At 48.7% G+C, this 22,962-nt stretch carries 11 protein-coding genes; 8 read left to right on the top strand and 3 right to left on the bottom strand.

The genetic code is table 11. From position 1 onward, the window contains the following. Positions 1-14: 14 nt before the first annotated feature. A complete protein-coding gene (locus GA0116948_RS01005) occupies positions 15-1,169 on the top strand; it encodes an efflux RND transporter periplasmic adaptor subunit (protein WP_089708103.1) in 1,155 nt (384 codons plus the stop codon). A gap of 34 nt (positions 1,170-1,203) precedes the next feature. Here GA0116948_RS01005 and GA0116948_RS01000 read toward each other — a convergent pair whose 3' ends face one another. The 3 genes from GA0116948_RS01000 to GA0116948_RS00990 all read right to left on the bottom strand — a co-directional run bounded on the left by GA0116948_RS01000 (position 1,204) and on the right by GA0116948_RS00990 (position 3,911). Further along, positions 1,204-1,713 (bottom strand): PPC domain-containing DNA-binding protein, encoded by a 510-nt coding sequence (locus GA0116948_RS01000; RefSeq protein WP_205686014.1) that lies wholly within the window; start codon positions 1,711-1,713, stop codon positions 1,204-1,206. Positions 1,714-2,054: 341 nt separating this feature from the next. After that, the gene (locus GA0116948_RS00995; RefSeq protein WP_089708099.1) at positions 2,055-3,038 is read right to left on the bottom strand and encodes an aldo/keto reductase; all 984 of its coding nucleotides are present in this window, start codon (positions 3,036-3,038) and stop codon (positions 2,055-2,057) included. A 21-nt stretch (positions 3,039-3,059) separates the two neighbouring features. After that, positions 3,060-3,911, bottom strand: a complete 852-nt coding sequence (locus GA0116948_RS00990; RefSeq protein WP_089708097.1) for an oxidoreductase — start codon at positions 3,909-3,911, stop codon at positions 3,060-3,062. A 727-nt stretch (positions 3,912-4,638) separates the two neighbouring features. On the opposite strand from GA0116948_RS00990, the gene GA0116948_RS00985 reads away from it, so the two are divergent. From GA0116948_RS00985 to GA0116948_RS00955, 7 genes are all read left to right on the top strand, one after another. Then, complete coding sequence (locus tag GA0116948_RS00985) at positions 4,639-7,704, top strand: SusC/RagA family TonB-linked outer membrane protein (RefSeq protein WP_089708095.1); 3,066 nt, start codon at positions 4,639-4,641, stop codon at positions 7,702-7,704. 20 nt (positions 7,705-7,724) lie between these two features. Continuing rightward, entirely contained in the window at positions 7,725-9,071 is a 1,347-nt protein-coding gene (locus tag GA0116948_RS00980) for a RagB/SusD family nutrient uptake outer membrane protein (RefSeq protein ID WP_089708093.1), read from the top strand. Positions 9,072-9,111: 40 nt separating this feature from the next. Next, positions 9,112-10,428, top strand: coding sequence for a hypothetical protein (locus tag GA0116948_RS00975; RefSeq protein ID WP_089708091.1), 1,317 nt, complete (start codon positions 9,112-9,114; stop codon positions 10,426-10,428). 25 nt (positions 10,429-10,453) lie between these two features. Next, a complete protein-coding gene (locus GA0116948_RS00970; RefSeq protein WP_089708089.1) occupies positions 10,454-12,061 on the top strand; it encodes a hypothetical protein in 1,608 nt (535 codons plus the stop codon). Between the two features lie 99 nt (positions 12,062-12,160). Next, a complete protein-coding gene (locus GA0116948_RS00965; RefSeq protein ID WP_089708087.1) occupies positions 12,161-13,441 on the top strand; it encodes a YeiH family protein in 1,281 nt (426 codons plus the stop codon). 339 nt (positions 13,442-13,780) lie between these two features. Next, a complete protein-coding gene (locus tag GA0116948_RS00960) occupies positions 13,781-16,117 on the top strand; it encodes an ATP-binding protein (RefSeq protein WP_089708084.1) in 2,337 nt (778 codons plus the stop codon). A 471-nt stretch (positions 16,118-16,588) separates the two neighbouring features. After that, a complete protein-coding gene (locus GA0116948_RS00955) occupies positions 16,589-22,960 on the top strand; it encodes an Ig-like domain-containing protein (protein WP_089708082.1) in 6,372 nt (2,123 codons plus the stop codon). Positions 22,961-22,962: the final 2 nt, after the last annotated feature.

Genomic DNA, 22,962 nt, shown 5'->3' with positions numbered 1-22,962 from the left:
CTAAAAGAAAGAAAATGAAAGCTAATATAGTAATGCCCGCCATATGGATGGCCTGCCTAACGGCTTCCTGTCATCATGCCGGTACATCCAGCGCCACCAGCGCAAATATGGATACAGCCAAGACGGTAGTAATCCCTGATAACGTGGTGCAGTTAACGCCCGCGCAAATAAAGAATGCCGGCATCCTTACCGGGGAGCCGGAACAGAAAGAAATGCATTCCGTTATTAAAGTAAGTGGTGTTTTGGATGTGCCACCTCAAAATGTAGTATCCATCAGTATTCCTTTAGGCGGTTATCTGCGGAAAATGGAATTGATTCCCGGACAAAGGGTGAACAAAGGGACTGTGCTTGCCACGTTGGAAGATCAGCAGTACATTCAGTTACAGCAAGATTATCTCACTGCCAAAAATCGCCTGCAATTCCTGGAAGCAGACTACAACCGGCAAAAGGGATTAAATGAAACAAAGGCTACCAGCGATAAGGTGTTTCAACAGGTACAAAGTGAGTATAATAACCAGAAAGTATTGATCCGTGCGCTGGCTGAAAAATTACGCCTGATCGGCATCTCGCCTGATGGGTTAACAGACAGTAATATTTCCCGCAGTATTAATTTATATGCACCCATCAGCGGATTTGTGACTAAGGTGAACGTAAACGCTGGCAAGTATGCTAGTCCAACGGATGTTCTTTTTGAATTGGTAAACCCTGACAAACTGCATTTGACATTGACCGTATTTGAAAACGATGCTTCCCGTCTTGCGGTAGGTCAAAAGATCGAGTGTTTTTCTAACAGCCATCCCGATAAAAAATATGCCGCTACCATTCACCTGATTACCCCAAACATTGGCAATGATCGTACCACCGAGGTACACTGCCATTTGGCCAGCTATGGGAATGAACTCTTACCCGGTAGTTACATGAATGCAACGATTGAACAAAACAATGCTAAGGTAACCGCCGTACCAGAAGATGCCGTTGTGAAATGGGAAAATAAGTTTTACGTATTTCAGCAAGATGGCGCCGGCACCTTCCAGCTGCTGCCGGTTGAAACAGGTACTAACAATAGTGGATATGTAGAGATTAAATCAGCCTTGCCGGCGGGAAAAATTGTAATTAAAAACGCCTACACTATTTTGATGAAAATGAAAAATGGTGGCGAAGAGAACTAGTAGCAGGGCATAGGTTGCTGGATAGGCCTACCCCTTATTCTTGCTCGAAGTCATAAATATTAAGCCCGATCGCCTCGTTTTTTACTTTAACGATACGGCTATTCAACGGGTAAATATAAAATTCACCGGCGCCGCGGATAGTGGCATCCTGCAAATGACCGGTTATTGCACTGTAATCACTTTTTCCCAGCGTAACATGCAGGTGAAGTAATGGTTTTCCTTCCGCTTCTGAAATATTGCCAGTGATGTTGCTGATCTCCATTTGTTCGCTAAAAGTTTTATCTACGTAATTTTTTGTCTTGGGGTCAAAGAAACGTAAGGTAGCCGAATTGGTAGCACCAATGCCTGTTACCTGGCCGGCCTTTATTTGCTGCGTTACTACAAAATCGGTAAGTGCCGCTACTATGCTTGTTTTGTCGGAAACGCTGACGATGTAAGTACTTTCTACCTTCCGGGCTTTCCAGCCTTTTCCACTTAAGTTTTGTGCTTGCATAGTATCTGTTAGGAGGATGATTAAGATGGATAAAAAGAGAAGTTTTTTCATGACGTATATTTTTAAGGTTATAGCCGGTGATCAACCTATCTCAAGAATAGTTAACTATTTGTAGCAGGCTATGGTACAGCAGGATGTCCTAACTTGCACACAATAAAGATGCCGGCTTTCCGGACAATTTTTAGGCTCTTATTGGCAGGCGCATCCCTAATTTCCTAGGGGCTTGTTCTCTTGTAATGTTGGGGAGGAACTTAACTGTGGATGAAGTATAGATGGCATTCCTGAAAAAAGAAAAGCGTATTGAAGTTATATTTCAATACGCTCTTCCCTTTACTGATAACATGGTGAAATAGATAGTTATACTTTATTCCTTACCATCTCTCCGGTGTACTTTACCGGTTCACAATATTTTGCATTTGATCACCATAACGTTTGCCTTGTATAGCAATGTTGGCGATTGCTTCACCAATACTGGCATGGTCTGTCGCAGATAATTGCACATCTACCGCCTTCAGATTTTCCTCCAGGCGATGCAGTTTAGTAGTACCTGGAATAGGCACGATCCAGGGCTTTTGCGCCAGTATCCAGCTTAAGGCTATTTGCGCCGGTGTAGCGTGATGGTCTTTGGCGATTGTTCCCAATAGCTCCACCAAAGCTAGATTAGCTTTCCGGTTTTCCTCTGTAAAACGTGGCAACGAATTTCTAAAATCATTGGCGGTAAAGGTAGTGGCTTCCGTTATAGCGCCGGTAAGAAAGCCTCTGCCGAGTGGGCTAAATGGTACAAACCCAATCCCTAATTCTTCCAGCACTGGAAATATTTCCTCTTCCGGTTCGCGCCACCAAAGGGAGTATTCGCTTTGCAACGCGGTAACAGGTAGCACTGCATGTGCTTTGCGGATAGCCGTTACGCCAGCTTCCGACATGCCGAAATATTTTACCTTGCCTTCAGCAATCAGGTCTTTCACCGTTCCTGCTACCTCTTCCATGGGTACATTCGGGTCTACGCGGTGCTGGTATAGCAAGTCTATCCGGTCGGTGCGCAGGCGCTTTAAGGCGGCTTCTGTTACCTCCCGGATACGTTCCGGCCTGCTGTCGGGGCCCAAAGCAGGGGTGGAGTTTTTAAATCCAAACTTTGTAGCAATTACCACTTCATTACGGAAAGGCGCCAGTGCCTCTCCTAATAATTCCTCGTTGGTGTGCGGGCCATATGTTTCAGCCGTATCATAAAACGTAACGCCGCGTTCATACGCACCGCGAATAAATTTTATGGCAGCCTGCTTTTCCAGGGCAGGGCCGTATGCAAAACTCAATCCCATACAGCCTAATCCCAAGGCAGATACTTCGAGTCCACTGTTGCCTAATATTCTTTTTTTCATAATTACTGATTGGAATAGTTTTTAAAGGGAAGCCGGAAAGTCTGCTCCAAGGGTCAGGTCTTTCATCGCTTCAAAGTTTTCTTTTAATGAAATGGTTTTCTCCATGGCCATATCAAACGCTAATTTACCCAATAATAAACGGAGATAGGGCGTTGCTTGTGTTACTGCCTGAATGATGGCTTCGCAACCTCTTACCGGATCACCCTGCTGGTGGCCTTCTCGTTCCTCACTATTCTTCATGCGTGCGCCTGTGGTGGCCTGGTAATCTTCTAGCTGCACGGGTGTACGCACCGGCGAGCGGCCAAGCCAGTCCGTACGGAAAGGACCTGGTTCTACCAGTAAAACTTTAATGCCCAGCGGTGCTACTTCCTGCGCCAGCGATTCGGATAATCCTTCTACCGCAAATTTAGTAGCATGATAATATCCCGTAGAGGGAAAGCCAAGCAAGCCGCCCAGTGAAGAGAAATTAACAATATGCCCGTGCCGCTTTTCCCGCATACCTGGCAACACACTTTTGATTACGTTTACTAAACCAAAAAAATTGGTTTCAAACTGTGCCCTGATTTTTTCTTCTTCGCCTTCTTCAATGCTGCTGAAGTAACCGTAGCCGGCATTGTTTACCAAAACATCTATCCTGCCAAAAGTAGCTTGGGCTTTGGCCACGGCTGTGGCAATTTGTGTTGGATCGGTTACGTCCAGCGGTAGTGCCAGTGCTGTATTTTCATAACCTGCTACCAGATCCTGGATCTGGTATGCATGCCTTGCGGTAGCCACTGCGTTCCAGCCCCGTGCTAAAATTTGTTTAGTCAGCTCCCGGCCAAAACCGGTAGAGCAACCGGTGATAAACCATACCGGCTTGTTTGTTGTATCCATCGTAAATGATAATTTAAATAATTAGCCATGTAATTTTATAGCCAGCTATGCCATGCGTGCGGGGAGGGCCTGCGACTGTTAGGATCAATAGTAGCCCTGTTTTAGTACATGGAAATTATAATATTTCTATTGAGCCCATGTAACATTTTCCGCAATACCGAAGCAAGTGTGCGAGCATCCTTCCGGGCATGCCCGCATAAATATAAATCTCAAAAGTATTAATTCCACACGGACAACGGTTTAATAACCACGCACTATTTAATTTATTATAGGATCTGTAGAATAGCTTTTCTGTGTAAATACAAGCAGGGAGTATGATATTGCCCAAAAGTTAGAACCTGTGCGAGTACAAGGTATTCGGCATATAAAAAAATAGCTGCATTGTCTATGCTATCTCCTTGTTATACAGTATCCATGCACCATTGTTTAGGGAATTATTTTTTTTTCTTGTGAAAATAAGTCTACTATTTTGGTAGACTTATAAAAATTGTTACTTTTGAGGGGATATTTACTGCACCATCTTTCACTTGAAGCGCACTAAAGAAGCCAGCAAACCATGATCTGTAGAAATTACATGCAATGTGAGGAATAGGTAATTCCAATAAATCAAATAAAATAGCCGGAACTGCTGTAACAGATTCCGGCCGTAAAACCAATCTAGGGCACTGGATGTAACAGTTGTTTGACGACAACTGCCGGCCCATTAATTGATCGCAATTCAAAGGTAATGAAAATTGTTAGGATTATCTCGTGGATAACGCTCGTTATCCCGTTGCATGCGCTATCGCAGCAGGTACCCAAACCGCAGGTAAATGCGGTAGTAAGCGGTAAAGTTCTGGATGAAAAAACACAACACACCATCTCCGGCGCCACTATCCAGATTAAAGGCGTGACCAACAGTACTACCAGTAATGAAAGTGGATCTTTTAGCCTGTATACCGGGCAAAAGCTTCCTTTTGTTATTGTGGTGAGTTGCGTAGGCTATCAATCCAAAGAACAACAGGTAGCAGACACTTTAATTTCAGTATCTCTATCCGAGTCTGTGCAGCAATTGAGTGACGTGGTGGTAGTGGGTTACGGTACTGGACAGCGCAAAAACCTGATTGGCGCACATGCTACCGTGAAAGCCGATGAGATCAATCACCTGCCGGTAGCCAGTTTTGATGCCCAACTGCAAGGGAAGGCCGCTGGTGTGCAGATCAATTCTAACTCCGGCATGCCTGGCGATGCGGTAAACATTCGCATACGCGGCACTACTTCTATCAATGCGGGCAATGACCCCTTGTATATCGTAGACGGTGTATTTATCAACGACAATTCCCTCTCTACCCTGGATCTGGGCGGCAAAACTACCTCTCCGCTGGCCGACATTAACCCTACCGATATAGAAAATATTGAAGTGCTGAAAGACGCCACTGCTACCGCTATTTACGGTTCACGGGGCGCTAATGGCGTGGTAATTATTACAACCAAACGCGGTAGTTATAATGCCAAGGCGCGTGTAAGCCTCAATGTACTGGCAGGATCGGCCTGGGCGCCTAAAGATCGCTGGTGGAAGCTTACCACCGGTCCGGAGCATGCCACACTGGTAAATGAACAGTGGATTAATTCCGGTATAGATAATCCTGCACTGAACCAGAACTTTGCCAACCGTCCGTTTCGTTCTAAAGCAGAAGGAGGGCGGGGACTACCGGAAGAACAACAAACCTACGATCGCCTTGATGATGTTTTCCGCACCGCCCAGTTGCGGAACTACGACCTGTCTGTAAGCGGTGGCACCAAAACTACCCGTTACTACATCGGCGGTTCTTACTCGAAGCAGGAAGCCGATATCCGACCGGCTGCTTTTGACAGGGCCAGCTTTAAAGTAAACCTGGATCAAAAGATTAGTGATCGTGTAACCGTTGGCGTTAGCAGCCTCATTTCCCGCACTTTCCGCAACCAGGTAAGGGAAGGTACCGGCCCCCAGGGCGGGATCATGCAGGCGGCGCTGCACACACCTACCTACCTGCCTAAAGTGAATGCAGATGGTACCCCTGGCCGCTGGGCAGGTTTCGATAACCTGCAAGTGCTCATCGATAATTACAATGTAGGCACCCGTAGCTTACGTTATATCGGCAACTTTTATTTAGACGCAGAAATACTGAAAGACCTGGTTTTTCATACTAGCTGGGGTATGGACTACAACAACTACAAGGAGTCGCAGATTTGGAACGATAAAACCCTCATCGGTCTTGCACCTACCAACGGGCTGGTCACTTCCTCTATCACCGAAAATGCTACCTGGATAAATGAACAAACGCTGACCTATAAGAAGACATTCAATAGCAAACACAATTTTGGTGCGCTGCTAGGTAATACCGTGCAAAGTAATGTATTGACCGTAAATGGTGAAACCGGCAGCAACTTCCCGAATAACTCCTATACACAGATCTCCGCCGCCGCTACCAGAACGGCCACCCAGTCATGGACAAAATTTAACCTGGCGTCCTTTTTCTCCCGCTTGAATTACAATTACGATAATAAATACTTTATCGAAGTGAGCGCCCGGGCTGATGGTTCTTCTAAATTCGGGAAAAATAACCACTGGGGCTATTTTCCTGCCGCAGGCGTGGCCTGGCGGTTAAAAGAAGAATCTTTCCTCCAGTCATCTAAAGTGATCAGCGATCTGAAACTAAGAGCCAGCTACGGCATTACCGGCAACCAGAACGGTATCGGGAATTTTGCCGCACAAGGGTTGTGGACAGCAGGCGACAGTTATCCCGACAATACCGGCGGGGCAGATAAGCCAGGCACCGGGCCACAGCAGCTTTCCAACACCAACCTCAAATGGGAGAAAACAGCCCAGGCCAATGTGGGCGTAGATGTAGGCTTATTTAATAGCCGCCTCAATATTACCGTGGATGTATATTCCAAACACACCACCGACCTGCTGCTGGCCGTGCAGGTACCTTCCCGCACCGGCTTCGATTCCTATACGACCAACGCAGGAGAGATCAGCAATAAAGGATACGAAGTAGGGATCAATAGTGTGAATATTGATAATGGGCATTTTACCTGGACCACCAACTTTACGATATCTGGAAATAAAAACCTGATCCAAAAATTGGCTACCCCGATCGTGTATGGCGACCGCGATCTGATCCGCCTGGAACAAGGCCATCCTATGTATTCCTTCTGGATGTATAAACAACTGTATGTAGATCCTAAGACCGGCAATTCCGTGTTTGAAGACTATAACCACGATGGCCAGATCACGGCAGCCGACCGGCAAATATTGGGCAATGCGTCGCCGAAATTTTTTGGCGGTATTACCAATACGCTTACCTACAAAGGGTTTGATTTATCAGTATTGTTCACCTACCAGTATGGCAACAAGGTAGTAAGCTTTGACCGTATCCTGGGTGAAGGTGGAGGGGTGAAAGACGACAGCCGCATGATACTCGCTTATAACTTAAAAAGATGGCAGCAGCCGGGCGATATCACCGATGTACCACGTGTTACCAAAGTAGGCAATAACTATTCTATTGAACAGAACAGCCGCTTTATGGAAGACGGTTCTTTTGTACGGATTAAATCACTGAGCATCGGCTACAAATTTGGAGGCCGGTTGTTGAATAAGCTGGGCATAGAACCGCTGCGCATTTATGTGCTGGGCAGCAATCTTTGGCTGCACACCAAATACCAGGGACCCGATCCGGAATCCAGTCATGGTATAGATCCGCAAGGTATAGATGTAGGTACCCCGCCGGCGCCCCGGTCATTGCAGGTAGGTCTCAATGCCACGTTCTAATTACACAAAACAGGTATCACATGAAATCTTACATACAACTTTTCACGGCCATTTATCTGGTACTCGCACTCACTGCCTGCCAGAAGTTTCTGGACGTATCGCCGAAGGATGATGTATCGGACGAACAAACCATCACCGACAAAGCATCTGCTGAAACGGCTATCCGCGGCATGTACCGCTCGCTGGCTGATAATGGATACTACGGTTCTTCCTTTCAATCCAATAGTTATTTACAGGGCGATAACCTCGACTGGACAGATTCCCGGACGGTGAGTTTGCAGTTTCTCCAACACAACGTACGCCCGGATAACGATGAAGTACAAACCGTCTGGACGGCCATTTACGAAACGGTGAACCGTGCCAATTATGCCATCGCTAAAATTCCTGGTGTGCAGGATCCCCTGTTCCCGCAGTCGGAACGCGACCAGTTGTTGGGAGAGGCTTATTTTGTGCGGGCCTTGGCTTACTTTGACCTGGGTCGTACCTGGGGAGGGGTGCAGCTGGTGCTGGAACCTACCGAATCGATCGCGGCATCAAAGGATCTTACCAGAAGTAGTCAGGCAGATACCTATGCCCAGGTATTAAAAGACCTGGAAGCCGCAGAACCCCTGCTGCCTTTAACGACCAACCGGGTGCGGGCTACCCGCAAAACCGTATGGGCGCTCCGCGCCAGGCTGCACCTGTACCGGGGCGAATGGGCGGCGGCCAATGAATATGCCGACAAGCTCACCACGGATATAACCAATTATCCCCTGCAATCACCATATAATTCCTTCTTTGCCAACAACGCAGTGGGTACGCCAGAATCGGTATTGGAAACATCTTATAGCGCTAATAACACCAATGCCCACCGGTCTCAATGGCAGCCGCCAGCCAATGGCGGCACCCGCAGATGGGCTCCCAATGCGGCTTTCCTGGCATTGGTGAATGATCCCGCCATTGGCGGCAATCGCAGCGCTATGGTGGCACAAACGGCACAGGGCCAGTGGTATGGGAACATGTACTACCGCAGCCCGGCCACAGATCCTGCTTATGTGATCCGTATTGCCGAGTTGTTCCTGATCAGCGCGGAGGCACAGGCCCAGCTCAATAACCTGGACAGCGCCCGCATAAACCTCAACGCAGTGCGCAACCGCGCCGGACTAGCCCCCACTACGGCCACTACCCAACAAAATATTTTACTCGCTATCGAAAACGAACGGCGACTGGAATTTGCTTTTGAACCACATCGCTGGTATGACCTGGTGCGCACCGGTCGCGCAGCGGCAGTAACCGGTGTAACGGATGTTAATAAATACGTGCTGCCCATTCCCATACAGGAACTATCCGTGGATAAAAGCCTCGTGCAAAATCCCGGTTATAATTAAGCAGTACCTACATCGTCTTTCATCATAAATCATTGACACAATGTCCAACGTAAACAAAAGCTGGTCAGGGAGTAGTAAAATTCTCTTCAGGTTTTTCTTCTTGTATTTTATAATACAGATCATTCCTGTAGACTGGAAGTTTTACCAGCTTCTATTTTCTATCCATTGGGCGCAGTTGTATTACGGCGATATTTTCCTGCTGGCCCACTATCATCCACAGTTCATCCCGGACGGTGGGTTTTACAACTGGCTGCTCATTGCCGCTATCGCCGTGATTGGCACCATTATCTGGACCCTGCGCGACCGGGATCGGGACAACTACGACACCCTCTATTATTGGTTGCGGGTGTTGGTGCGCTACCGGCTGGCCATTGGCGTTATTGCGTATGGGTTTATCAAAGTATTTCCTTTGCAATCGCCCGCCAATTCTCTCAGTACATTAAATACCCGGTATGGCGATTTCACCGACTGGAAGATATTTTCCATCAGCTTAGGCGCTGCGCCGCTGTATGAAACCTTCCTGGGGGTGGTAGAAATACTCGCTGGCTTGTTATTGTTATGGAGAAAAACGGCTTCCATTGCAAGTTTTATCATCATCTCTTTTGCGGGCAATGTGTTTTTATCCAACCTGGCGTATGAAGGTGGCGAATATGTGTATTGCGCCTACTTGCTATCGCTCGCTTTCTTTGTATTTGCATATGATGCAGGTCGCTTGTACAACCTGGTGCAAGGAAAACCTGCATCGCCGGATACTTTTTCCGTGCAATGGCCCCAGGCATGGCAGCGCAAGGGGAGGCTGGTGTTAAAAATAGCCTTCGTCCTGTTTTTCATCGGGCTGTATGGCACCATTACCTACGAGGGCTATCAGCACAACCCGCACAACGTAGTGGCCACGCCAGGCCTGCCGGGTGCAGCCGGGGTGTACAACGTATCGCTGTTTCGCATTGGCAAAGACACCTTGCCCTATTCGCAGGTAGATTCTACGCGCTGGCAGGATGTGGTGTTTGAAAAATGGGCCACCCTTAGCATAAAGTCTAACAAACCCGTAGTGATAGACACCGAAAACGTAGAACACATTCACCAGGACGATTTTACAAAGACCTACGAATCGTCGGGCACCAATGCAAGGCAATATTATTCCTATGCCATTGATAGCGCCCACCAGGCCCTTGTGTTGAAAAATAAGAATCCGCATTACCCGGAAGATCAGTGGGTACTGCACTACAACCGCCCCACTGCTTCGCGGATGGTGCTGGAAGGGATCAATGAAAACAAAGATTCCATTTACGTAGTGCTAGACAAACTGGATAAAAAATATCTCTTGGTAGAAGGTCGCCGCAAACCGCAAACGCTTTAATCTTTAACACAGTTAATGTAATAAAATGACCAATGTTCTTTCGTCAAATATCGCAGCACAGGGCCTTTCAGGCGGTGTAGCCGCATCGGGCTACCCTTATGTGTGGAGCCAGACAAGGAAGATCGCGTTTCGTATTGCCTTTGTATTTTTCCTGCTCATGTGCTTACCTGGCCCCGGCGCCTGGTATGGCACGGTATTGCGGATCAATTGGACCCACTTGCATTACCGTGATCTCTATGACATTGCCCGTTTTTCACCCATACGGGTTTGGTCTGTTTCAGGGGATAGTGGCCGCTGGGGCTTCTGGTCCTGGGCCAACTGGTGGGGCATATTGGCTGTTTCAATACCAGCCGGACTAATATGGGGCCTGTTTGACCGTAAACGCCAGGAATATAACCTAGCGTATTACTGGTTGCTCGCCATCGTTCGCTACCGGGCGGCTATCGGCATCATCGGCTTTGGCTTTACCAAACTGCTGCCCGTGCAAATGCCGTATCCATCCGTAGGATTGCTGAACACAAACTTTGGCGATTTCACCGGTCACAAAGTATTCTGGCTGTCTATCGGTATAGTACCCTGGTACCAGGTATTTACTGGTATCGTGGAAGTATTATCCGGTTCTTTACTGTTCTTCAGCAAAACGGCGGCCCTGGGCGCTTCCCTGCTCATTGGCGCGCTACTAAGCATTACGGTGGTAAATCTGGCTTATGATGGTGGAGTACATGTGTATGCCTCTTACTTTGTATTACTCGCTGCCTTTGTATTGACTTACTACCTGCCCCGGTTCTATAAGCTCCTCATCCGCCAGCAATACACGGTGCCGGTAGATATTGTGCCGAACTTTGCACATAGCCGCTTTAAATGGGCGCGTATAGCCATTAAAAGCTTGTTGCTGTTTGTATTCCTGGGCGTGCTTTTATATCTCCAGTTCATGAACTTCCTGTATGATCCTTACAAACAGCCCTCTACACCAGGCGTATATGCGCTGCGCGGTTATTACAATGTGACCGACTTTAAACTAAACGGTAATTCCATCCCTTACGATCCTACAGACACTACCCGCTGGCAGGAAGTAACGTTGGAAAAGTGGAGTACCTTAACGTTTAGGCAACTGCGCAAGGTACCCCTGGAGCTGTCTAACGGTGGCGGCGGCCCCATGAAAGACATTAACAAAAGCTTTGAAGTATCCGGCGTGGCCGGTGGCCGGCGCGTGTTTCAATACTTTGCCGATACCGTGGAACACGTATTGTACCTGCAAGACAAAAACATCATCACTGCCCAAAAATATAAAAAGGGTGGAGGCGGTGAAGACGATGATATCCGTAAAGACTTCCTGGTGCGCGACTCCAGCAAGTTCTGGATACCGCCTTATGCATTACGGCATATTGGCGACGAGAATAAGAAAATAGATCCCCTGGCCTCGTCTGCCCGGCGCAACCGGGTTTTTGCCAAAGGCTTGGTAGATGAAGGCCGCAACAAAATGATCCTGCACTATACCGTGGTAGACGGTGGACAAAAAGTGATCCTGAACGGCATCGATGAACACAAAGATTCGATTTATGTGTTGCTGGATAGGGTAAACCGCCAATATGCTTTGTCTGAAAGCAGTGTGCATGCGGGCAAATATGAATGATCACGTTTTACATACCTGCCTTGGCCGTAACAATTGCCTGCTACGGCCAAGGTATATTTTGTGGATACCACTTAATTTATAATAGACAACTGTAATTCAATGACGGAAATAACCAATGCCCCCTTACCCGGAAACACACCCCGGTGGTCGCTGTCGGAAGACTGGACCATCGTAATGCTGGGGTTTATACTTATCCTGCTGGCCATTGCCGGATGTACCATCCAGGCCCCTGTATTTGGCTGGAACAATGTGGCACAATTGCAGGCAGAAGTACTGTATGGCGCTAATCTTTTGAAAATGCTGGTGCAGTTTATACTAGTATACGCAGTGGCCATCGTAGGTACAGCGCTCACCGGGAAATCGGTGGCCGGTATGATGAAAACATTTCCCATCATTTACCTGCTTACCCTGCTGGCCTTTGTAGTAGGAGGCAATGGTGCGGTAAAAACACTGAACATGGAAACCGTTATTTTCTGCCTGGCCATCGGCTTAGTAGTGCGCAATGTTTTTACCCTGCCAGTGTGGTTGCAACAGGCATTGGCCTCGGAATTTTTTGTGAAGATAGGCCTGGTGTTACTGGGTACCAGCGTTATATTTTCCGATGTGCTGAAAGCCGGCATGTTAGGACTGATACAGGCCCTGGTGGTAGTGCTTTCGGTGTGGTATTTTTCGTTTTGGTTGTGCAAGAAATTAAAGGTGGATAAAGAATTATCCCTGATGTTATCCAGCGCCGTATCTATTTGCGGGGTGTCTGCCGCTATTGCTACTTCGGGTGCCATTAAGGGCGACTCCAAAAAGCTGTCGCTGGTCGTATCGCTGGTATTGATCACGGCGGTACCGATGATGGTAATTATGCCCTGGATAGCCCAGCGGCTGGGCTTCTCGCAGGAAGTAACCGGTGCATGGCTGGGTGGTACCATAGACACCACCGGGGCGGTAGTGGCTTCGGGTTCTTTGGTGGGTGAAACGGCCTTGAAGATCAGCACCATCGTAAAGTTTTCTCAAAATGTGCTGCTGGGAGTTGCCGCCTTCGCCATATCGGTATACTGGACTTACACCAAAACCGCCCCGGATGAAACGGTGGTGGAAAAGCCCACCCTGGGCGTGATCTGGGAGCGGTTCCCTAAGTTTGTCATTGGTTTTATCCTGGCCTCTATTATCTTTTCTTTCTTCATAAGTTCCGGCATTAGCGATGTCGTAAAGGGCCCGCTCAAGAACTTGCAGGGCCTGTGGTTTGCCCTGGCTTTCACAAGCATAGGACTGGAAACCAATTTTAAAGACCTGATAGGCATACATAACCGCAAGCCAGTCATCGCATTTTTAGGCGCGCAATTTTTCAATATTATTATAACGTTGGTATTGGCTTTACTCCTGTTTTAATCAGCAGGGGTTCAATACCGCGTGTGACTGCCTGCCCTGCAATTAATTTCCCCACTGTCAACAGCATTACACCTGCTTTCCAAACGCTGCCCGGCACCACCTCTCCCAAGGTGCCGGGATGGTCTTGCATCCGCACTAGTTAGCTTTCCGGTACATAGTTTTATATTATTATTTATTAAATATAAGTGATTTGTGAAAAATTGGTAAATTGGTATAGCACAAGAACTAATGTCCTGAAAACCGTTTAAAAAATCCTACATCCTAATTATTAAAAAACCTTACAAGAAAGCCTTACCAGAAAACCTACACATCATTTGAAACACTATTAAACCTTTCCCCATGGATACGTATTTAGACCACGGAGAGGATTCGCATGTCCGGGAAGCTTTGCGCTTTTCCCCTATTGGAGCATTCCTGTTAAATATAGATGGCAATTGCATCTTCGTTAACAAAGAATGGGAAAAAACAGCTGGCATTACCGCCCAAGCATCTTACGGAACAGGATGGCAGCAGCTCATTATGGAAGAAGATTTACTTGCCATAAACCTTGTTATTAATAACACACTCCGCAATCCAGGGCATACACAAATCTTTCATTTCAGGGTAAAACATCCGCAAAAGGGCATACGTTATTGCAAGGCAAGCACCACCTGCATACAATCTCCCGGTAAAGCCGGTTATGTAATCGGCTATGTGCAAGACACCACCGCAGAAAAGCAGGCAGAAGGGCGGCAAACAGAACTCACCACGCATTTACAAGCGTTGATTACCTCGCTGGAGGATATTGTATTTGAAATTGATGGTAACCAGGTTTTTAAAAATGTATGGGTATACGACGATCGTATGTTGTACATGCCCCGGCAGGCATTTCTGGGTAAAAGAATACAGGATGTAATGGGTCCGCAGGGGACTATGTTCAGTAACATCGTTTCGGAAGTAGTACGTACCGGCGAAGCGCGTGAACTGGTGTATAAACACCTGGACCCTGCTATAAACCAATGGTATAAGGTGCGCATAAAACCTGTTGTAAAAGCGCTGGACCCGGCCAATTATGTAATGGTGCTGAGTATTCAGGACATCACCTCACAGAAACTGGCAGAATTTTCCCTGCAGGATACCAAAAACCGGCTGGAATTAAGCAACCAGTTGCTGGATGTAAGCCAGGAATTGAGCGGTACCGGCGGCTGGGAATTAGACCTGCGTACCGGACAAGTATTCTGGACGCGGCAAACTTATTTAATCTACGACCTCCCCGATACATTTATTCCCACAATGGTCAATTCCCTCCAATTTTATGATGCCGAGAACCAGGCAAAAATAGAGCTTTACGGAGCGGCAGCTGTCAAAGAAAAAATACCCTACGACATAGAACTGCAAATTACCTCCGCCAAAAATGTAAAGAAATGGGTGAGGTCTATCGGCGTACCAGTGGTTAAAGACGGGGAAGTAGTAAGGATCAGCGGCGCATTGATGGACATCACCAAGCGAAAGGAAGACGAGCTGGAACTCATAGCTGCCAAAAATGTGGCCGAAGATGCCGCCCGTACCAAATCGGATTTCCTCTCTATCATGAGCCATGAAATAAGAACCCCCCTCAATGGTATTATCGGCATTGCTAACCTCCTGAAATTAAACTACACCGCAGACCAGGAAGAGTATGTAAGCAACCTGCTGTTTTCTGCCGATCACTTACTACAGCTTATCAACGATATCCTGGATCTCAATAAAATGGAGCGGGATAAATTAGATCTCATCGTGGCCGAAGTAGAGCTGCAAGCGCTGGTAAAGAATATTCAAAACCAGTTTAAATCCCTGGCTGAAGCCAAAGAGCTTGAACTGATTACAGAGATAGATAGCCAAATTCCCGGAAAGATCATCGCAGACCCGATAAGACTGAGCCAGATATTGAACAACCTGGTGAGCAACGCCATAAAATATACCGACAAGGGTAAGGTAACCTTGTCGTTAAAACTGGTATCCCAGGAGAAAGACAAGACCACCGTTCATTTTTCTATCAAGGATACCGGCATCGGCATTCCAAAAGAATTGCATGGTACCATCTTTGAAAGCTTCCGACAGGTGCAACAATCTGCCTATCGCAAACAGCCTGGCACAGGCCTGGGCTTATCTATTACCCAAAAGCTGATATCGCTGCACAACAGCCAGATATTTATTGACAGCACCCCCGGCATTGGCACCGAGTTTTATTTTGACCTGGTGTTTGAGCTGCCTACCAAATTAAACAGGCCGCCCAAGAGTGTACACATCACAGAGCTATCGCCCTACATCAAGAAGTTTACCGGCATGCGCCTGTTGTTCGTAGAAGATAACCCCATCAATGTAATGGTGGCCAAAAAACAACTGGAATATTTTGGCATCTTGCCAGACTGCGCCCAGAGCGGCCAGGAAGCCCTGGAACTGCTGAAGGAAAACAAGTACGACGTAGCGTTCGTAGACCTGCATATGCCGGAAATGGACGGCTTCACGCTGTCCGACATCATCCGTACCCAATACCACGAAATACACATCGTAATTTTTACGGCAGATATTATGCCCGATGTTAGAAGAAAATTTGCCAGGATGGGCATTTTCGATATCCTGAATAAACCATTCTTCCCAAGAGAAATGTTATCCACCCTCCTAAGGATAGCAGAGATCCGCAAAATGGAAATTTAGCTGCCTGCTCTCAGCAGGGTAGTGGATCATGTGAGCCATCATTTTATCCACAACCCATAAAAAGTTTTCCACATATGAAATAATTTTAAAATCCTTGCATACCCGCATCCCGCCTGCAATAGCGCCCTCGCTCCCCTGGTAGGGCCCGGTGTTTTTACTATACTTTCGGGGTTTCCTATTACTTTTTAAAATAATTCCTAGTACCTTTATAATCAGTTCAAATTATAATTTACCCTATTTTGTTCATTATCAATATATTGTAAAAATTTAATACGTTGGCACAGCTATATCCTATGCCGGTCTGCCAAACAAGACCGTGCTATAAGCCAAGGCAATAAACGCACAGCATTTTTTTTTGACGAAGGTTCAGCTTATGCTACACTCCCTGATAACAGCGCCGCATGCGGTAGCAGGGGGGATACATTCCTGTGGGGATGGCTTTTAATATCCAAAATCTTTTGCCTTTACCCTATGAAAAGAAACTTTTCCAGGCGTTTGATTTTCTTATTATCGTTACTACTCATGAGCGCCCTGCGCACATGGGCAGTACCGGCCTACCCTTTACGTTCCTGGATAAAGGCTTATACGCCTGCGCCCATCGCTCCCGGCGCCTTGCCTGTTATGGTGGATGCCCCCACAGTAACCAATGTATGGGCACCTTATCCAGGCCTGCATAACCTTAACTCGGGTACGGATTTGGAGTTTTATGTAGACTTTTCCGAACCAGTGAAGGTGGTGTTGGCCAATGGCCGCCCCTACCTGGAGGTTACCATCGGCTCGCAGGTGGTGCATGCTAATTATGTGAGCGGCTCTAATTCTGATGAACTGGAATTTGTTTACACGGTGCAGTTAGGCGATTCCGATGACGATGGTATAGAAATAGGCTCTACAATGCATGCCAATACAGGTGCCCTGGTAGCTGTGTCGAGTGGGGTAGATGTAGACCCCGTGATGCAGGGCATTGATCCAGATGAAATATATGTATATGTATCAGGCATAGTGCCTACGGTAACGCTTACTCCCAACCTGCCGGCCAAGGTGAGTGGACCTTTTACGGTAACGGCCACCTTCTCCGAATCGGTGTCCGACTTCAGTATCGCCGGTTTTAATATTACCAATGGGGTGGCCAGCAATTTCGTGATGTCGGAACAGAACAAGGTGTTTACGGTGCTGGTAACGCCCAATGCAGATGGGCCGCTGACCATTATTATCCCGGAAGGGGCAGGCAATAATGTGGGGCATAACAACAATTCGCCCTCCAATCAATTAAGTACGATCGTAGACCAGACTGCGCCTGTGGTGAACGATGTGAAAATGCCGGCGGATAATTATTACAATGCCACCAATACCCTGAACTTTACCATAGACTTTAGTGAAAACGTATTTTTCACCGGTGCCCTGCCATCTATTGATGTTCATATAGGCACCCAGACCGTAAAGGCTACGTATGCCAGCGGATCGGGTGGTACGCACATTATCTTTAGTTACGCTATACAACCCGGGCAGGAAGATATGGACGGTATTACCCTGGGAACCGTTATTGACCTGAATGGAGGCACCATACTGGATGATGCGGGGAATGCGGCTAACCTGGAATTACATGAGGTAGGCGATGGTGCCAATGTGCGGGTTAATACTACGCATCCCACGGTAAGCCTGGCCACCAATGCACCAGCGGTCATTAAAGGGCCGTACGACCTTACGGTTGATTTCTCTGAAGCGGTATACGGGTTGATAGAGGCGGATTTTACAGTGACCAATGGTAACGTAACCAACCTGCAAACCACCGATAATATTCACTACACCTTTACCATAACGCCCGCTACCCCCGATTTGCCGGTTACGGTAAGCCTGCCCGCAGACGTGGCCGAAAACATAGGCCACAACGGCAATCTGGCGGCTACCAACACCGTGTCGGTGCAGTTCGATCCTACGGCACCTACGGTAACGGCGGTGACAGGCCCGGCTAATGATACTTACCTGGCCACGGAAACCATGGACTTTACCGTGACCTTTAGCGAAGCGGTGTATGTGACCGGCTCCCCTTACCTGGAAATAAATATAGGCGGCAGCGTGGTACACGCCGCCTTCCTCTCCAGCGCTGCCAATAGCCTGATTTTCCGCTACACAGTAGTGGATGGCGATAATGATGCCGATGGCGTAACACCCGGCAGCCTGGTACTCAATGGCGGCACAATAGCGGATGAGGCGACTAACGATGCCGGACTTACCCTGCAAAACATCGCAGATCTTACCCAGGTGCTGGTCAATACTAAACATCCTACGGTGGTCATTTCCGGTCCCGCACAGGCCAATGCAGACTTCCCGGTGAACATAACATTTAGTGAAGCCATGGGGGCCGTGAGTGCGGCAGATTTAATCGTAGACGGCTTAACAGGGGCCTCCGTACAATCGTTGACAACTACCGATCACATTCATTATACGGCTACCGTTAGTCTGCCAGCCGGCTCCCTGGGCAACCTTACCCTGCAACTGCCGGAAGCAGTGGTGAAAAGTGAGGTGGGCAACTTTAACCAGGCCAGTAATATCCTCACCGTAAACATCGACAATATACCACCGGTAATTACCACCGTAACTGTACCCGCCGATGGTATTTACCAGAAAGGACAAACGCTTACATTTAAAGTAAAATTCAGCGAACCGGTGACCTTAACCGGCCCGCTTTTGCTGCCCATAAACCTGGATGCACACCATGTGCAGGCCAACTACCAAGCCGGCTCCGGCACTAATGTGCTTACATTCTCCTACACCGTGCAGTTGAACGACCTGGATATGAACGGCATTGAACTGGACTCCGCCCTGAATGCCTCCGGTGCTACCCTGCGGGATGCGATGGGCAACGATGCAGACCTTACCCTGAACGACGTAGGAGGCACCAGCAATATATTTGTAAACGCCGTAAGGCCCACCGTAACGATTGCCACACCCGCCGCTGCGGTTACGGGTGCCTTTACCATTACCATCACTTTTAGCGAATATGTGCTGGGGCTCACCACCGCCGGCATATCTGTTACCAATGCCACGGTGAGCAATTTGCAGACATTGGATAACATTACTTACACCGCAAAGATCACCCCCCTGGCAGATGGCGCTATCACGGTGGTGATACCGGCCAATGTGGCCCTGAATATGGGCAACAATGGCAATATCGCCTCCAACACTATCAGCACCCTGGCCGATGTAACGATACCCGTGATCACCGCAGTAGACGTGCCGGCCAATGGTGTGTATAACAGCACTACCGGCCAGCTCACCTTCACCGTCCATTACAGCGAAAATGTAGTAGTAACGGGTACGCCTACACTGGGCATTATGATTGGCAGTCAAACCGTGCATGCCACCTACACCGCTGGTAGTGGCACCAAGCTCCTTACCTTCCAGTATACGGTGCAGGATGGCGACCAGGACATGGATGGCATAACCCTGCTGCCCAGCCTGGACATTACCGGCGCCACCATTGCCGACCCGGCAGGCAACCCGGCATCACTTACGTTGCAAAATGTGGCCAGCACCAGCGGGGTGTTTGTAAATACCCAACACCCTTCGGTGATACTTTCCGGCACGCCGGGCAGTTTAAATGCACCTTTCCAGATAACCGCCACCTTCAGCCAGGCTGTAACAGGACTTACCCTGTCTGACTTCGTTACAGACAATGCTTCGCTAAGCAACCTGCAAACCACCAACAACATAATTTATACCCTCACCGTGACCCCCCTTGCAGATGGTACGGTAAACGTATCCCTGCCGGCTAATGCAGCGGTAAATATTGGCAACAATGGCAACACGGCTTCCAACCTGCTTAGCACCAGTGCCGACGTTACCGCGCCGGTGATCACACAGGTAGCCGTGCCGGCAAATGGTACTTACAATGCCACCGGCACCCTCACCTTCCAGGTGCATTACAGCGAGCCGGTAGTAATAATTGGGGTGCCTGTATTGCCCGTCATCATCGGTACACAAACCGTGCAGGCCAGCTATGTAAGCGGCAGTGGTACGGACATACTTGTTTTTTCCTACGCGGTGCAAGACGGCAACCAGGATATGGACGGCATTGCCCTGGGTAATAGCCTGGTACTGAACACCGCTACCATAAAGGATGTAGCAGGCAATACCGCCAGCCTTACCCTGCAAAACGTGGCCAGTACTACCCACGTGCTGGTAAACACCCAGCATACTACAGTAACTCTTACTACCGCCGCGAGTTTGGTAAATGGCCCCTTTACAGTAACGGTTACTTTTAGTGAAGCGGTGACTGGCCTGGCCCTGTCTGATTTTGTAGTGGGCAATGCTTCCCTGAGCAATCTACAGACCAGCGACAATATAACCTATACCATACTGGTATCGCCCGCCACCACCGGGGCTATAACGCTGTCGCTGCCCGCCGGCATGACCTTGAGTGCGGCCAATAATATCAATGCCGCCTCCAATCAGCTTGGCGTAGACGCCGACATTACGGCGCCGGTCATCACCCAGGTGGAAGTGCCGGCCACCCATACCTACCATGCTACCAACGTACTCACATTTACGGTGCATTACAGCGAAAACGTGGTCATTACCGGCACCCCGCAACTGCCTGTTATCATAGGGGCCCAAACCGTGCAGGCCAACTATATGAGCGGCAGCGGCAGCCAGCTATTGGTATTTACCTACACTATACAAAACGGCGAGAACGATGCAGACGGCATTGCCCTCGGTACCAGCCTGGGATTGAATGGCGGGGCTATCACCGATGAAGCAGGCAATACTGCCGGCCTTACCTTACAAAACGTAGCCAGCAGCGCCGGCGTACTGGTAAACACGCAACATCCTTCCGTGGTGATCGCAGCGCTGCCGGCATCGCCCAGCGGACCATTTACCTGCACCATTACTTTCAGCGAAGCTGTAACCGGCCTCACGCTCATCGATTTTGCCCTGGTGAATGGCAGCATCAGCAACCTGCAAACTTCCGACAATATTACCTATACCGTACAACTGACACCCAATGCCAGCGGCACGGTGAGCATTTCCCTGCCGGCAGATAAGGCAGTAAATGTAGGTGACAATGGCAACACCGCCTCCAATGTGGCCAGCACCACCGCCGATCTTTCTGCCCCCTACATTACATCGGTAGCCGTGCCGGCAAACGGTACGTATAATGGTGGTTCCACCCTGCAATTTACCGTGACCTTCAATAAAAATGTAGTCATTACTGGCGCCCCCACACTCCCGGTAATCATTGGCAGCAAAACAGGCAACGCCGACCTGGTGGGCGGTTCCGGCACCACCACGCTTACCTTCCAGTACCAGGTGCAGGAAGGCGATTACGATATGGATGGTATTGCACTGGGCAGCAGCATTGCCCTGAACACGGGCACCATCGAAGGGCTTACTGGCATAACGGCCCTCGTAACTTTGCAGCACATAGGCAATACCAGCCAGGTTTTCGTGAATGCCATACATCCTTCCGTGACCCTCACTGGCCCCGCCAAGGCCAATGGGCCATTCACCATTACCATTACTTTCAGCGAGGCGGTAACAGGCCTGCTGGCCTCCGAATTTGTGATGACCAGTGCCAGCGCCAGCAACCTGCAAACCACCGACCACATTACCTACACTTTGCAAATACAGCCTTTAGCTTCCGGCGCGGTGACGATTGACCTGCCAGCAGACATGGCACAGAATATCGGCAACAATGGTAATACGGCTTCCAATACCCTCTCCATTAGAACCGGACTTACGCCGCCGGTCATCCATACCCCGCTCACGTTGCAGGTGGAAGAACATAGCCCGGTAGGCACTTTTGTAGGAACACCCAGCGGTATATCCGGTGGCGGCCTCTTGCAACAGTGGACGATTGTAACAGACAATTCCGGCGCATTCGGCATGGATCCTAGTACCGGCAAGATCGTCGTGAAAGACATGGCCCTGCTGGACGCCAAAGTAGCCACCACCGTAACAATTACGGTAACAGTTTCAGACGACTTTAATACCAGCTTGCCGGCTACCATACTAATTAATGTGGTGCCGGTGATCAACAAGGCCCCCGTGCTAGACCCGGTAGCCGAACAGCAAGTTTGTGTATCTACCGGCATGCAGTCGTTGCAACTCAGTGGGGTATCGCCGGTAGAAGCAGGGCAAACGCTCACTTGTACCATCAGCGCCGGTCTGCCTTACTTCAACAGCCTTACCATCAGCAATACAGGCCTCATTAGCTATCAGCTAAAGCCCGGTGTAAGCGGTCATGTAAACCTTACCGTAACGCTGAAAGACAATGGTGGTACGGCCTATGGTGGCACCGACAGCCTGCGTATTACCTTCGGAATGAACATTAACCTGCTTCCGGTAGTTGTCATTACCAGTCCCCGGCCAGACAGTACCATCAGCCTGGGTCAAAGCATTGTACTCACAGCGGATGCGCCCGGGGTAAGCACCTACCGCTGGAGTACCGGTGATGAAGGGGCCACCCTGGAGGCCAGGCCCACGGAAACGACCACCTATGAAGTAACTGCTACTAACGATGTTGGGTGCAGTATTACCTCGGAATATAAGGTGAAGGTGGAAGACCTGACACATATCACAGCAACCAACTTCCTGTCGCCCAATGGCGATGGCCGCAACGATAAATGGATAGTGCGGAACCTGGATTATTACCCGGATAATGAAGTCACCATTTTTGACCGCGCCGGCCGCGTGGTATACTATTCCAAAAACTACAAAAACGATTGGGGCGGCACAGCCAATGGGCAACCACTGGCAGAAGGCACTTATTACTACGTGATCGTGGTGGCAGGCTTACCGCCGGTAAAAGGGTTTATTACCATTGTCCGGGACATTTTAAAATAATA

The organism is Chitinophaga costaii, assembly GCF_900094705.1.
Classification (GTDB): Bacteria; Bacteroidota; Bacteroidia; order Chitinophagales; family Chitinophagaceae; genus Chitinophaga; species Chitinophaga costaii.
Note: the sequence above shows the minus strand (reverse complement) of the source record. Positions and strands in the feature narration are given on the sequence as shown.